This window comes from Frigoribacterium sp. CFBP 8766, from assembly GCF_014841435.1.
In the GTDB taxonomy this organism is placed as follows: Bacteria; Actinomycetota; Actinomycetes; order Actinomycetales; family Microbacteriaceae; genus Frigoribacterium.
In genome coordinates, this window is the sequence record NZ_JACYTX010000001.1 from 934464 (window position 1) to 948552 (window position 14089).

13 protein-coding genes and 1 riboswitch are annotated in these 14089 nt (G+C 74.4%); of the genes, 6 read left to right on the forward strand and 7 right to left on the reverse strand.

Annotation, left to right across the window (positions count from 1 at the left end):
- Nucleotides 1-3 precede the first annotated feature (3 nt).
- Nucleotides 4-930, forward strand: coding sequence for an acetamidase/formamidase family protein (locus IFT90_RS04445; protein WP_192041127.1), 927 nt, complete (start codon nt 4-6; stop codon nt 928-930).
- A 40-nt stretch (nt 931-970) separates the two neighbouring features.
- Here the strand turns inward: IFT90_RS04445 and IFT90_RS04450 are convergent, their stop codons facing one another.
- From IFT90_RS04450 to IFT90_RS04475, 6 genes are all read right to left on the reverse strand, one after another.
- A complete protein-coding gene (locus IFT90_RS04450) occupies nt 971-2449 on the reverse strand; it encodes a hypothetical protein (protein WP_192041128.1) in 1479 nt (492 codons plus the stop codon).
- Nucleotides 2450-2480: 31 nt separating this feature from the next.
- Complete coding sequence (locus IFT90_RS04455; protein WP_192041129.1) at nt 2481-3422, reverse strand: ABC transporter permease; 942 nt, start codon at nt 3420-3422, stop codon at nt 2481-2483.
- Nucleotides 3409-4398: an ATP-binding cassette domain-containing protein gene (locus IFT90_RS04460; RefSeq protein ID WP_192041130.1), complete on the reverse strand. Its 990-nt coding sequence runs from the start codon at nt 4396-4398 to the stop codon at nt 3409-3411. Before IFT90_RS04460 ends, IFT90_RS04455 begins: the two co-directional genes overlap by 14 nt.
- Before the next feature lie 47 nt (nt 4399-4445).
- Nucleotides 4446-5582 carry an outer membrane lipoprotein carrier protein LolA gene (locus tag IFT90_RS04465; RefSeq protein WP_192041131.1) on the reverse strand — a complete coding sequence of 379 codons (1137 nt, stop codon included), beginning with the start codon at nt 5580-5582 and terminating at the stop codon, nt 4446-4448.
- 258 nt (nt 5583-5840) lie between these two features.
- Entirely contained in the window at nt 5841-6185 is a 345-nt protein-coding gene (locus IFT90_RS04470) for an antibiotic biosynthesis monooxygenase (RefSeq protein ID WP_192041132.1), read from the reverse strand.
- A gap of 65 nt (nt 6186-6250) precedes the next feature.
- Entirely contained in the window at nt 6251-6733 is a 483-nt protein-coding gene (locus IFT90_RS04475) for an FBP domain-containing protein (RefSeq protein ID WP_192041133.1), read from the reverse strand.
- Between the two features lie 80 nt (nt 6734-6813).
- Between IFT90_RS04475 and IFT90_RS04480 the strand changes: the two genes are divergently transcribed.
- Nucleotides 6814-7686, forward strand: coding sequence for a methyltransferase (locus tag IFT90_RS04480; RefSeq protein ID WP_192041134.1), 873 nt, complete (start codon nt 6814-6816; stop codon nt 7684-7686).
- A 14-nt stretch (nt 7687-7700) separates the two neighbouring features.
- Here the strand turns inward: IFT90_RS04480 and IFT90_RS04485 are convergent, their stop codons facing one another.
- A complete protein-coding gene (locus IFT90_RS04485) occupies nt 7701-8135 on the reverse strand; it encodes a hypothetical protein (RefSeq protein WP_192041135.1) in 435 nt (144 codons plus the stop codon).
- Between the two features lie 109 nt (nt 8136-8244).
- Between IFT90_RS04485 and IFT90_RS04490 the strand changes: the two genes are divergently transcribed.
- The 4 genes from IFT90_RS04490 to gcvP all read left to right on the forward strand — a co-directional run bounded on the left by IFT90_RS04490 (nt 8245) and on the right by gcvP (nt 13910).
- Entirely contained in the window at nt 8245-8700 is a 456-nt protein-coding gene (locus tag IFT90_RS04490) for an SseB family protein (RefSeq protein ID WP_192041136.1), read from the forward strand.
- A gap of 125 nt (nt 8701-8825) precedes the next feature.
- A riboswitch (glycine riboswitch) is annotated at nt 8826-8930 on the forward strand.
- Between the two features lie 234 nt (nt 8931-9164).
- Nucleotides 9165-10478 carry a glycine cleavage system aminomethyltransferase GcvT gene (gcvT, locus tag IFT90_RS04495; protein ID WP_192041137.1) on the forward strand — a complete coding sequence of 438 codons (1314 nt, stop codon included), beginning with the start codon at nt 9165-9167 and terminating at the stop codon, nt 10476-10478.
- 106 nt (nt 10479-10584) lie between these two features.
- Nucleotides 10585-10962, forward strand: coding sequence for a glycine cleavage system protein GcvH (gcvH, locus tag IFT90_RS04500; protein WP_123548114.1), 378 nt, complete (start codon nt 10585-10587; stop codon nt 10960-10962).
- Nucleotides 10959-13910, forward strand: a complete 2952-nt coding sequence (gene gcvP, locus IFT90_RS04505) for an aminomethyl-transferring glycine dehydrogenase (protein ID WP_192041138.1) — start codon at nt 10959-10961, stop codon at nt 13908-13910. The genes gcvH and gcvP overlap by 4 nt, the downstream gene beginning before the upstream one ends.
- Nucleotides 13911-14089 lie beyond the last annotated feature (179 nt).

Genomic DNA, 14089 nt, shown 5'->3' on the forward strand with positions numbered 1-14089 from the left:
CCCGTGACCCGACACCGGCTCGATCCGGCTCCCGGGACGACGAACGACGTGTACTCCCGCGACCACGCCCCCGTCCTCACCGTCGATCCCGGCGACGAGGTCGTCGTCGGGTCGCTCGACGCCTCCGGCCACCTCGAGCGCCAGCGAACGCCCGGTGAGGTGCGGCCGCGCCTGTTCCCGCAGGCGCGGGGCCACGCGCTCACCGGTCCCGTCGCCGTCCGGGGCGCGCGTCCCGGGCAGATGCTCGGCGTCACCTTCGTCGACCTTCGGCCGGGGGAGTGGGGCTGGACGGTCGCGGGCGGCCGCGAGACGCCGGTCACGACGCGGCTCGGCCTGGCCGACGTCCCGCCCGCCTGGCTGCTCTGGGAGATCGACGCCGACGCCGGCGTCGCCACCGAGAGCCGAGGGCTCAGCGTGCCGACCGCGCCGTTCCTCGGGGTGACGGGCGTGGCGCCCGCCGAGCCGGGCGAGCACTCCACGACGCCGCCGCGCACGACGGCGGGCGGCAACGTCGACTGCCGCGAGCTCGTCGCAGGGTCGACCCTGTGGCTGCCGGTGCAGGTCGACGACGCGCTCCTGTACCTCGGCGACGGCCACGCGGCCCAGGGCGACGGCGAGGTCGGCGGCACGGCGATCGAGTGCCCGATGACGACGGAGGTGCGGATCGACCTGGTCGACCGGCGCCCGCTCCCGAGCGTGCACGCCGAGACCCCCGCGGGGCGGATCACCTTCGGCTTCGACCCCGACCTCGACGTCGCGACGGGCGACGCCCTCGACGCGATGGTGACGTGGCTGGCGGCCCTGCTCGACCTCGACCGCGCGACCGCCCTCGCGTTCGCCAGCGCCGTCGTCGACCTGCGCGTGACCCAGGTGGCGAACCAGACGTGGGGCGTGCACGCCCTGCTGCCGACCGGCGCGCTCGGCCTCTGAGACCGGCCGCCGCCTCCTGCCGGGAGGGGCCGACCGCCTCCTACTGGTAGGTGACGAGGTCCGGCACCGGCGACACCTCGGTCATCGTCTGCTCGGGCGTGAGCATGGGCTCGTCCTCGTCGAAGAAGTTCTTCCAGCCCCACGCGACCTCGGGGGCGCCGTCGTGCAGCGCCCGCCAGGTGGCCTGCTTGTCGGGCTGGGAGCCCTGCCCGTCGACGTGCACGAGGGTCGTGAGCTCGGGGCGGCTCAGGTCGATCGCCGCCCGGTCGCGCAGCATGCTCGACCGGAACTGGTGCAGCACGAACAACTTGGGCGGCAGCGAGCGCGCGTCGACGAGGTCGGCCAGCCAGGTGGAGACCCCGTTCACCTCGGCGGCGTCCACGCCGCCGATCTGCCGGAGCGGCACCTGGTCCGGGGCGAGGCGCCACTCGGGGTCGAGCGCGAGGCCGACGTTGGGCTCGGTGAGCAGCGACTCGTACCGGCGGGCCTGGGTCAGGAAGTCGGTCCGTCCCGGCTGCAGGTCGAGCACGACGTACTGCCCGGCGGCGGCCGCGGCCTCGACGTACGGGCGCAGGCGCTCGGGGTCGAGCTCGTTCGAGTAGTCGCCGTCGGGGCCGGCGTCGCCCGCCGCCACGGTCGCGATCAGCTCGAGCATCGGCACGACGGGCCGGTCGGACGAGGCCTGGTAGCTCGCCGCCGTGTCGGCGGCGCGCTCCACGGTCGCCGCGACGTCCTGCTCGCCCAGCACGCCGAGAGCCGAGGTGCCCGGGGCGCCGTAGAGGGCGACGAACCGTCGGTCGGGGAAGAACCGCTGGCCGCCGCCCGGCAGCTCGGCACCCGAACGCGCCGCGGCGACCGACCACTCGAGGTGGGGCCGGTCGGCGAACGCGGAGCCGACGACGAGGGTGGAGTCCGCCCCGGAGGCGCCCATCGCGCCGACGACGGAGGCGTCCTGCTGCAGGTCGGTGACGCCCTCGGGCAGCGCGAGGAGCTCGGCTCCCGCGGCCCGGGCGGTCGCCGACGCCGCGGCGTCGTCCGGTCCCGACACGACGACGAGCGTCGAGGAGTCGGCGTCCCGGGCGGCGGGAGCCTCGACGTCGGCGGCCGGCACGGCGTCCACGTCGCCGAGCCCGAGGTCGTCCGTCGACGGGCTCTCGCCCACCGTCGCCACCGTCGCCGCACCCAGGCGATCGACCTCCGTCGCGACGTCGATGCCCTCCGCGGCGATCAGCACGGGCGCGCCGATCCGCTCGCCCTGCTCCGCCGCCTCGGCGACGGCGTCCGGGTCGTCGGCCGCGGCGAGCACGACGACCGGCGAGCTGCCCCACAGCGCGCGGCTGGTCTCGACGGCCCTCTCGGCGGCGGTGCCCGACGCGGCGGCGGTGACCGCCGCCTCCGGCGTGGCCACCGTGAGCTCGACGGTCTCGGGCTCGGGGGCCGACGTCGTGCAGGCCGTGACGGTCAGCAGAGCGGCGGCGGCCAGCGCCGCGGCGGGGAGGAGGCGGTGTCGGGAAGTCACCGATCCACGGTAGACCGGTGTGGAGCCCTGCTCAGCTCAGGACGTCCTTCGTCGTGAAGCGTCCGAGCGCCAGAGCGCCGAAGACGGCGATGTATCCCGCCTGGAGCAGGGCGTTGTCCGCGAAGTTGCTCCACGAGATCGGATCGCGCAGCAGATCCGCGAAGCCGAGCCAGTAGTGGGTGAACAGCCACGGGTCGAGGAAGTCCAGCTGCGGCAGCGCGTCGACGATCTGCGCGACGGTCGAGAGGACGATCGTCGCCGCCATCGCGCCCACGGGCACGCTGGTGAGGGTCGAGGCGAAGAGGCCGATCGCGCTGAGCCCCAGCAGCGAGATGGTGACGTAGAGGGCCATCAGCAGCATGCGGCCCGCGTAGTCGCCCAGGCCGATCGTCTGTCCCGAGAGCAACGTGACCGGCCCGACGGGGAACAGGGCCGCGCCCGCGATCGCCCCCACGACGACCACGACGAGCGTGCCGACGAGGCAGAACAGGGCGGCGCCGGCGTACTTCACGAGCAGGAGGCGCACCCGGCCCACCGGGGTGACGAGCAGGTACCGCAGGGTGCCGAGGCTCGCCTCGCCCGCGATCGTGTCGCCCGCGACGACGCCCACCGTGAGGGGGAGGAAGAGCGGGATGGCCACCGTGAGCGCGGTGAGCGAGACGAAGAGTCCGTTCTGCGTGATGTCCCCGAGGAAGGCGGGGCCACGCCCGCCCGAGCCGTCGTCGTCGGTCGTCACCCGGACCGCGACGGCGAGCAGGATCGGGATGAGCGCGAGCGCCGACAGCAGGGCGATCGTGCGGACGCGGCGGAACAGGACGACGACCTCGCTGCCGAGCAGGGCGAGCCCGGAGCCGCGAGGGAACTCCGCCGCGGGCGCGTCAGAGGAGGAAGCGGCGGGCGAGCCGGCGACGGTCCCGTCGGCGGGCGAGGAGGCGGTGGTCCCGTCGGACGGGATCGGATCAGCCGGCGACATCGAAGCCCTCCCCGGTCAGGTCGACGAAGCGGTCCTCGAGGCTCGCGCCCGACACCTCGAAGCCGCGCACCCGCACGTCGGCGGCGACGAGTGCCGCGACGATCGCCTCGGGCGCCAGCCCCTCGACCGTCAGGTCGGCCTCGACGTGCGCTCCCTCGGACGGGGCAGGACCGGCCGAGCCCGAGTCGTCCGGCGCGAGGCCCAGCCGCACGAGCACGTCGCGGGCGAGGTCGGGGTCGGGCGTGAGCAGGCGCACGCGGTGCGTGCCGAGCGCGCGGAGGTCGCCGAGGGTGCCCTGCGTGAGCAGCCGTCCCGCGCTCATCACGCCGATGTGCGTGCACATCTGCTCGACCTCGGCCAGCAGGTGGCTCGACACCAGCACCGTCGTGCCGTCGTCGGCGAGGGAGCGGATCAGGCCGCGCACCTCCCGGGTGCCCTGCGGGTCGAGGCCGTTGCTCGGCTCGTCCAGCACGAGCAGGTCGCGCGGCATGAGGAGCGCGTTCGCGATGCCGAGGCGCTGCTTCATGCCCAGGGAGTAGGCGTGCGCCTTCTTGTCGGCGGCGTGGCCGAGGCCGACACGGTCGAGGGCGGCCGCGACCCTGGCCTTGCGGGTGCCGCCCGGAGCCCGACGGTCGCCCGAGTCGAGGCGCATCAGGTTGGCTCGCCCCGACAGGAACGGGTAGAACGCGGGCCCCTCGACGAGCGCGCCGACACGGGGCAGCACGTCGCGGGCGCGGTCGGGCATCGCGCCGCCGAGCACCCGGATCGAGCCGCTCGTCGAGCTCGTGAGGCCCAGCAGCATGCGGATGGTGGTCGTCTTCCCCGAGCCGTTCGGGCCGAGGAAGCCGTAGACGCTGCCCCGCGGCACCGCGAGGTCGAGGTCGGCGACGGCCTGCTGGCGACCGAAGGTCTTGCCGAGGCCGACGGTCTGGACGGCGAGGTCGACGTCCGACCCCGGGTCAGCCCCGTCGCTCACGGCATCTGCTGTCGCTCACGGCGCCTGCCGCCCACGTCGCCGGTCGATCACTGCGCGGCGACGACTGCCTGGAGGGCGTCCGCGTCGACGGCGCCCGCCCACACGTGGCCGTCGTCGCCGACGAACACCGAGACGAGCGAGGTCTGGAGCACCTTGCCGCCGTCGACCGGGGTGAGCACCTGGTCGAGCAGCGCGGAGCTGTCGTCGGCGGCGTCACCGGTCGGCGCGGAGGCACCAGCGTCGGCAGCGGAGGGGGCGATGCCGACGATCGTGCTCCAGCCGGAGCCGAGAACGGTCTTCTCCGGCGCCTCACCGTCCGCGTCGTGCGCACGAGCGTCATCGCCCGTGGGCGCGGGGACCTCGGTCACGTCGGCCCCCGCGGGCGGCGTGAAGGCGAAGACGTCGGAGGAGGGGGCGCTGAAGTCGACGGAGGTGAAGCCGACCGAGACGGCCGGGTCGGCCTGGCCCTTCGCGGCGACGACGACCTTGAGGGGCACGCCCGTCTCGGAGTCGACGGTCAGCGTCGCGCTGCCGACGAGCGTCGCGGGGTCGTCGGGCGTGAGGACGACCTGGTAGGCGGTGCGGCCGGCGACCTTCACGTTGTCGGTCGCGGTGACGGTCGTGGTGGGCTCGACGGCGGAGAGCAGGGCCGAGGCGAGCTCGGCCGGCGTCTGGGGCACGGCGGTGCCGTCGGGCAGGGCGGTGGGCACCTCGGTGCCGCTCGTGTCGGGCAGCGTCAGGTGCGACGCCTCCTTCGACTCGGAGTCCCAGGTCCAGACGCTGTCGCCGTCGCGGACGACGTCGCGCTCGGCCAGGTCCTCCACGACCTGCACGCGCTGCTTGTCCGTGCCGTCGACGAAGACCTCGGCGGTGTGGCTGCCGGTCAGGAGCTCGAGGGCGTCGCTCGTCGCGTCGCCGGCTCCGCCCTGGCCCTGGAAGCTCGACACGTCGGGCAGGCCCAGGTCGCTCGTCTGCTCGACCGTGCCCGAGAACGAGGCACCCGCGCTCGACGCGGCGAGCTCGAGCACCTGCTGGGGAGTCTTGTCGGGCAGCACGACCTCGGCGTTCGCCGCCATCGACGGCACGACGATGCCGGCGGCCACGACCGCGGCCGGGACGACGACGGCGGGGATCCAGCGGGCGGACCTCGATCGTGCCGACGGGGTGCGTGCTGCGTTGTCCATGGTGTCCTGTGCCTCTCGTGGCGGCTCGGGGCGGGTCGCGACTGGTCGGCAGGCTACGCGCCGACCCTGGAGTCCCCTGGGGATCGCGAGCGACGTCGCTCGACGTCGAGCGACAGCCCTGCGGCTGCTCGGTGGCGTGGTGCGCCTGCGCGACCGGCCGCGGCATCGGGCCGCCTCACGTGACACCCCGACGTGGACGATGCACCCCGTCATGTCGGGGTGCATCGTCCACTCGAGGGTGCGGGGCGAGCGCCGCGGCTAGAGCTCGACGACCTCGAACTCGAGCAGGTCGGCTCCGGTGGCGACCGGACGGCGAGGTGCCTCGGCGCCCTCGCTGCCCTGGTCGGCCGGTGCGCCCTGGCCCGCGGGAGGACCGGCGTGCGCCGCGGCGGCGCCGTCCGCCTGCCAGGCCTGGAACGACTGCTCGTCCGCCCAGGTCGTCACGACGAAGTACCGGGTGTCGCCCGACACGGGGCGGAGCAGCTGGAAGCCCTCGAAGCCGGGAGCGCCGTCGACCGAGTGCTTGCGGGCGGCGAAGCGGGACTCGAGCTCGGAGCCCGAGCCCTCGGGCACGTGGATGGCGTTGATCTTGACGACGGACATGGTGCGACTCGCTCTCGTTCGGCCCGGCGGGATGCCCGGCGAGGGATGACGGAAGGGGTTCGGGGCTAGGCGGTCTTCATGACGTTCGCTGTGAAGCCCTGAACGCGCTCGGCAAGGCCCGACGCGCGGCGCTCGATCTGCTCGGGCGGGTTCAGGTGCGGAGGTGCGACCCGGATCAAGAGGGAGCACGCCAGGTCCTCGCAGATGTACGTGCCGATCGTGTCGCCGTTGGCGCCGGCGTCGCCGGCCTTGGGCGCGGTGAACAGGCGCACCTGCGTCGCGGGCTGAGGCGAGTGGCAGAGCGAGCACATGGCGGCGATGCCGGGTCGCAGCGACGAGCCCGACGACCGGACGACGAGCCCGACCGGCCGGTCGTCCATCCAGTGCACGATGTAGCCGCGCTGGTGGGCCTGCGGGTCGCGCCAGCCCAGGAACTCGCGCTCGCCCCACAGCATCTCGTGCAGGCCGGGGATGGGGAGCCGGTCGAGGTCGCCGGGGAGGGCGTTCACGAACGACTCACGGATGTCGGTCTCGGTCAGCGGCTTCATGATCGAGCCGAGCCTACGCGTGGCCGCCGACAGCGCGTCGGGACGGGCTCGTCGGTCTGATCGGCCCCTACGCTGGCCCCGTGGTCGACACGGCGGCGGGGCACGGGGCACAGGGGCTCGACGAGGAGGCGGTCGTCGCGCGGCTCAGGGCGGCCGGCTGCGTCTTCGCGGAGGACGAGGCGCGCCTCCTGCTCGAGGCGGCGGTCGGGTCCGAGCTCGAGGTCCTCGTCGCCCGGCGCGCATCGGGCGAGCCGCTCGAGCAGGTGCTCGGCTGGGCGGCCTTCGACGGGCTCCGCCTCGTCGTCGAGCCGGGCGTCTTCGTGCCGCGACGCCGCACCGAGCTGCTCGTGCGGCTGGCCGACGCGGCGCTCGCCGCAGTGCCGGGGCCGCGGTCGGCGCCGGGACGGGGACAGGTCCCGCTCGGCGGGACGACCGCCTCCGGCACGGCCCCCGTCGTCGTCGAGCTGTGCTGCGGCGTGGGCGCCGTCTCCGCGGCGCTGCTGCGCCGCCGCCCCCGGCTCGACGTGGTCGCCGCCGACCTCGATCCCGTCGCCGTGCGCTGCGCCCGCCGCAACCTCGGCGAGCGGGCGACGGTCGTCGGGGGCGACCTCTTCGCCGAGCTCCCCGCTCGGCTGCGCGGCCGGGTGGACGTGCTGATCGCGAACGCGCCGTACGTGCCGACGGCCGCCATCGCGACGATGCCCCCGGAGGCCCGCCTGCACGAGCCCGTCCTCGCCCTCGACGGCGGGGCGGACGGCCTCGACCTGCATCGGCGGATCGCGGCGGGCGCAGCGGCGTGGCTCTCGCCGACGGGCACCCTGGTGATCGAGACAAGCGAGGCGCAGGCCGAGGGCACGGCCGCCCTGTTCGCGGCGGCGGACCTCGTCACGGCCGTCGAGCGCGACGAGGACCTCGACGCGACCGCCGTCAGCGCGACCTGCCTGCCGGCCTGACCGGCCGAGCAGTCCTAGACGTCGACCGGCGAGACGAGGTCGACCACGGGCGACTCGGGCGTCCCCGAGATCTGGCAGGTGAACGCCGCCTCGACCCGGCCGTCGGCGAGGTGCCCGAAGCGCACCTCGGCGACCGCGCCCGAGTCCGAGTCGCGGACGTCCGCCTCCTCGTAGGCCCAGACGTCGTCGAGCGGGGGCAGGTCCGGGTACTCGGCCCTGACCGCGGCGACGCAGGCGTCCCAGGCGGGCGGCGCCTCGTGCGCCTCGGCCGTCGACGGCGCCGGGGGAGTCGTGGTCGGCAGCGGCGTCGCGGTCGCGTCGGGCCCGGTCGTCGTGACGATCCCCGGCGTGGCCGCGGCGCCGGGCTCGGCGTCCGTCCCGGCGCAGCCCGCGAGCAGCAGCGTGACGGCGAGGGCGGCGGTGACCAGCGAGACGGTCTTGGTGGGCACGGCGCGCTCCAGGTGACGGGACGGGCGTCGGCGGGCGCCGACGGAGGTCGAGGAGGCTCAGACTAACCGCACGGAGGCGCCACGGAGGTCGAGGGTGCAAGCTGGCCGGATGACCGCTACAGAGAACCGCGAACCGACCGCCCTCGAGCAGGCCATCAGCAAGGGACAGGCAGGAGAGGGCGACATGAACGCCGTCCTCGCCGAGTTCGTCAACGCGCAGGTCGTCGTGGCCACCGCCGTCGACGCCCAGGACAGCCTGACCGACCTGCAGCCGGTGCTCTTCGACCGCGAGGGCACGCCCATGCTCGCCGCCTTCACGCACGCCGACATGATCGGCGAGCAGGTCAAGGGCGTCGCCGAGTACCAGGCCACGATCCCCGCCGCCGAGCTCGTGCAGGCGATCCCCGCGCAGACGGGTCTCGTCGTGAACCCCGGCAACCGCGAGGGCTTCGAGATGCTCCCCGAGGGCGTCGCGCAGCTGGCGAACGACGTCCGCGAGCTCGTCGCCGCGCACCAGGCCGCCGGCTCGCCCGAGCCCGGCCAGCCCGCACAGCCCGCCTCCTAGGTCCCGCCGTCTCGACCTGGCCCGAACGCCCCGACCCTCCCGGTCGGGGCGTTCGTCGTCCCTCCCGAAACACCGCTGTCACATGCCCGCTGTAGGGTGAGCGGCACAACAGAACACCGGGCCACGAACACGTCGCGGGAGAGCCCCGGAGCGCACGCCGATGCGCCGCCGGGCACCGAAGGAGCAAGCTCCCCGCCAATCTCTCAGGTACCGCGTACCGCGACGGACTGGCCACTCTGAAAAGCAGGGGGCACCTGCAGGAGGCGCGCGAGCGTCGCCGGCACCGCCTCCTCGCCCACGGTGAAAGTCGGCCCTCGTGGCCGGCGAAGCTCTCAGGCCCATGACAGAGGGGGTGCACGACCGCGGCTCTGCCGTGCCGTGCGCGTCCCCGTCGTGCAGGTGCTGCACGACGCCGATCCCGGCCGAGTCACCTGGTGCCGGGCCGTTCCCCCAGGAGTCCGCAGATGTCCGACGCATCCTCGAACCTGCCCGCCGCGCCCGGCCCCGACGACGCCGACCTGCGCGACGACGCCGACCTGCGCGACGCTGTCGGCCCCGACACCACGACCGGCGACCTGCCCCTCGCCGCCGACGGCACCGAGGGCGTCGCGACCGCCGACGGCGCGCCCCTCGACCTGGTCGACGCGGTCGACGCCGAGGCCGTCGCCGACGAGCAGGAGGAGCGCCTCAGCCCCCTGCACGACGTCCACGTCGCCGCCGGTGCCAGCTTCACGGACTTCGCCGGCTGGCAGATGCCGGTCCGCTACAGCTCCGACCTGGCCGAGCACCACGCGGTGCGCACCGCCGCCGGGCTGTTCGACCTGTCGCACATGGCCGAGATCGCCGTCGTCGGGCCCGACGCCGGGGCGTTCCTCGACGCGGCGCTCGCGGGCACCCTCTCGACCATCGCGGTCGGCCGGGCCAAGTACTCGTTGCTGCTCAGCCCGGAGGGCGGGATCGTCGACGACCTCGTCGTCTACCGCCTCGACGAGCACGACTACCTCGTCGTCGCCAACGCCTCGAACCGCGACGCCGCCTTCGGCGCCCTCGCGAGCCGGGCGCACGGCTTCGACGTCACGGTCGACGACGAGAGCGACGACACCGCGCTCATCGCGATCCAGGGCCCCGAGGCCGAGGGCGTGCTCGACGAGCTGGTCACCGCCGACCGGCTGCAGCCCGACGCGCCCCTGTCGACCCTGCGCTACTACCGCGTGCTCCAGGGCACCTTCGACGACGCCCCCGTGCTGATCGCCCGCACCGGCTACACCGGCGAGGACGGCTTCGAGCTCTACCTCGCGCCCGAGCTCGCCCCCGAGCTCTGGGGTGCCCTCGCCGAGGCAGGCGGCCCGCGCGGCCTCGTCCCCGCCGGGCTCGCCAGCCGCGACACGCTCCGCCTCGAGGCGGGCATGCCGCTCTACGGCCACGAGCTGGGCCTCGACGTGCGCCCCGCGCAGGCCGGCCTCGGCCGCGTCGTCGACACCTCGAAGGAGTTCGTGGGCAAGGCGGGCGTCGAGCCTGCCCCCGCGGCCCGCGTGCTCGTCGGCCTGACGCTCGAGGGCCGCCGTGCCGCACGGGCCGGCTACGCGGTCGTCACCGACGACGGCACCGTCGTCGGCGAGGTCACGAGCGGCGCCCTCTCGCCCACGCTCGGCCACCCCGTCGCCATGGCGTTCGTCGACCCCGACGTCGTCGACCGCGGCCCCGCGCTGGCCGTCGACGTCCGCGGCACCGCGATCCCCGCTGCCGTCGTGTCGCTGCCGTTCTACAAGCGCGGCTGACCCGCTCCCGCACGCCCGCCTCCTCGACTCTCTCCCCAGACCCAGACCCAGACCCAGCCCCAGCCCCCGCCGCCTCGGCGCCCCTGCCTCCTCGAAAGGACCGGCCATGACCGATCTCACCGCCCTGCAGTACACCTCCGAGCACGAGTGGCTGCTCATCGACGGCGACACCGCCACCGTCGGCATCACCGACTACGCCGCCGAGAAGCTCGGCGACGTCGTCTACGTCGACCTGCCCGCCGAGGGCACCGAGGTCGAGACCGGCAAGGTCGTCGGCGAGATCGAGTCGACCAAGTCGGTCGGCGAGCTCTACGCCCCCGCCCTCGGCACCGTGCTCGAGGCCAACCAGGCCGTCGTCGACAGTCCCGACCTCGTCAACAGCGACCCGTTCGGCGAGGGCTGGCTGATCAAGATCACCCTGTCGAGCACCGACGGCCTGTCCCTCCTCTCGCGCGACGAGTACGTCGCCCTCACCGCCGAATGAGCGACGCGCAGGGGTCCGTCTTCGGCGACTGGTCCGACCGGGCCGCCACCGGCTTCGTCGACCGCCACGTCGGCACCACGGCCGCCGACCAGGCGGCCATGCTCGAGCTGCTCGGCCACGACAGCGTCGAGTCGCTCGTCCGTGCCGCCGTGCCGGACAGCATCCACGCCGAGCCCGTCGACGCCTCGGTGCTGCCGGCGCCGATCGGCGAGAAGGAGGCGCTGGCCGAGCTCCGCGCGCTCGCCGACCGCGGCCGCCCCTCGCGCAGCATGATCGGCCTCGGCTACTACGACACCGTCACGCCCGCCGTGATCCAGCGCAACGTGCTCGAGAACCCGAGCTGGTACACGGCCTACACGCCGTACCAGCCCGAGATCTCGCAGGGCCGGCTCGAGGCGCTCATCAACTTCCAGACGATGGTCTCCGAGCTGACGGGGCTCACGACCGCCAACGCGTCGATGCTCGACGAGGGCACCGCCGTCGTCGAGGGCATGCTCCTCGCCCGTCGTGCCTCGAAGGCGCGCACCGACGTCTTCGTCGTCGACTCCGACGCCCTGCCGCAGACGAAGGCCCTGCTGGCCGGGCGCGCCGAGGCCGTGGGCATCGAGCTCGTCGAGCTCGAGCTCTCCAGCATCGACCCGGCCGAGATCCCCGACGCCTTCGGCGTGTTCGTGCAGTACCCCGGTGCCTCCGGCTGCGTCTGGGACCCGGAGGCGGTCGTCGCCGCCGTCCACGCCGCCGGCGGCCTCGCGGTCGTCGCCGCCGACCTGCTCGCGATGACCCTGCTCCGCCCGCCCGGCGAGTTCGGGGCCGACGTCGCCGTCGGCACGAGCCAGCGGTTCGGCGTGCCGATGGGCTTCGGCGGCCCGCACGCCGGCTACATGGCCGTCCGCACCGGGCTCGAGCGTCAGCTGCCCGGTCGTCTCGTCGGCGTCTCGCAGGACGTCGAGGGCCACCCGGCCTACCGGCTCAGCCTGCAGACCCGCGAGCAGCACATCCGCCGCGAGAAGGCGACGTCGAACATCTGCACCGCCCAGGTCCTGCTCGCCGTGATGGCCTCGATGTACGCCGTGTACCACGGCCCGTGGGGGCTCCGGCACATCGCGTCGCGCGTCCACGCGCACGCCGCCGACCTCGCGGCCGCCGTGCGCTCGAGCGACCTCGAGCTCGAGAGCGACGTGTTCTTCGACACCCTCCAGGTCTTCGTGCCCGGCCGGGCGGACGAGATCGTCGCCGCCGCGCACGCTCGCGGCTACCTGCTCTGGGCCGTCGACTCCGACTGCGTCCGCCTGTCGCTCGACGAGACGACGACGCGCGACGACCTCGAGGTCGTCGCCGACGTGCTCGGCGTCTCCCTGCCCGCGGCGTCGCCCGCAGTCGGCGGCGAGGCGCGTGACGAGCGCGACGAGGTGCTGCCGGAGGGCCTCCGCCGCACCTCCGACTTCCTGACGCACCCGGTCTTCCGCACGCACCGCAGCGAGACCAGCATGATGCGCTACCTCAAGCACCTCGCCGACAAGGACTACGCGCTCGACCGCGGCATGATCCCGCTCGGCAGCTGCACGATGAAGCTCAACGCGGCGACCGAGATGGCGGCCGTGACGTGGCCCGAGTTCGCGGCCGTGCACCCGTTCGCACCGGCCTCCGACGTCGAGGGCTACCTCGAGATGATCGGCCAGCTCGAGGGCTGGCTGGCCGAGGTCACCGGCTACGACACCGTCTCGCTGCAGCCGAACGCCGGGAGCCAGGGCGAGCTCGCCGGCCTGCTCGCGATCCGCGGCTTCCACCTCGCCGCCGGCGACACGGCCCGCACCGTGTGCCTCATCCCGCAGAGCGCGCACGGCACGAACGCGGCCAGCGCCGTGCTCGCGGGGCTCCGCGTGGTCGTCGTGGCCTGCAACGAGCAGGGCGACGTCGACCTCGGCGACCTGCGTGCCAAGGTCGAGCAGCACCGTGACGAGCTCGCGGCGCTGATGATCACGTACCCGTCGACGCACGGCGTCTACGAGCACGACATCCGCGAGGTCACCGACGCGGTGCACGCGGCCGGCGGCCAGGTGTACGTCGACGGCGCGAACCTCAACGCGCTGCTCGGCTTCGCCCGGTTCGGCGACTTCGGCGGCGACGTCTCGCACCTGAACCTGCACAAGACGTTCTGCATCCCGCACGGGGGCGGCGGTCCTGGTGTCGGGCCCGTGGCGGCCAAGGCCCACCTCGCCCCGTACCTGCCCGGCCACCCCCTGGCACAGCAGGCCGACCGTCGCACGGGCGCCGAGCCCGCCGCGGCCGGCGAGCGGCTCGTCCACGCGGGCGTCCCCGTGTCGAGCGCCCCCTACGGGTCGCCGAGCATCCTGCCGATCAGCTGGGCCTACGTCCGCATGATGGGCACCGAGGGGCTCGCCGCGGCGACGGGCGCCGCGGTGCTCTCGGCGAACTACGTGGCGGCGCGGCTGCGCGACCACTTCCCGGTGCTCTACGCCGGCGAGAACGGCCTGGTCGCACACGAGTGCATCCTCGACCTGCGACCGCTCCGCGACGCCACGGGCGTGACCGTCGACGACGTGGCCAAGCGCCTCATCGACTACGGGTTCCACTCGCCGACGATGTCGTTCCCGGTCGCCGGGACGCTGATGGTCGAGCCGACCGAGAGCGAGGACCTCGCCGAGATCGACCGCTTCGTCGACGCGATGATCGCCATCGCGGGCGAGGCCGCCGACGTGGCGTCGGGCCGCTTCACCGCCGAGTCGAGCCCCCTGCGGGGCGCGCCCCACACGGCCGAGTCCGTCATCTCCGGCGAGTGGACCCGCGAGTACAGCCGCGACGAGGCCGTGTACCCGGTCCGCACCCTGGTTCGCGGCAAGTACTGGCCGCCGGTGCGTCGCATCGACCAGGCCTGGGGCGACCGCAACCTGTTCTGCGCGTGCCCGCCGGTCGAGGCCTTCGCCTGAGCACGCCTGCTCCGCCCGTCGTGCCGTGACGCAGGGAGCCGCCCGGTCGCTGATCCCGTCGGCGACGCGGGCGGCTCCCTCCTGGTCCCCGCGGGTGCCGGCCCCTGAGCGGCGCGGACGGCGCCGGCGTGACGGGGGCCGTCCCGGATGACACCCGGGGGGACGGTCGAGGAGGTGCG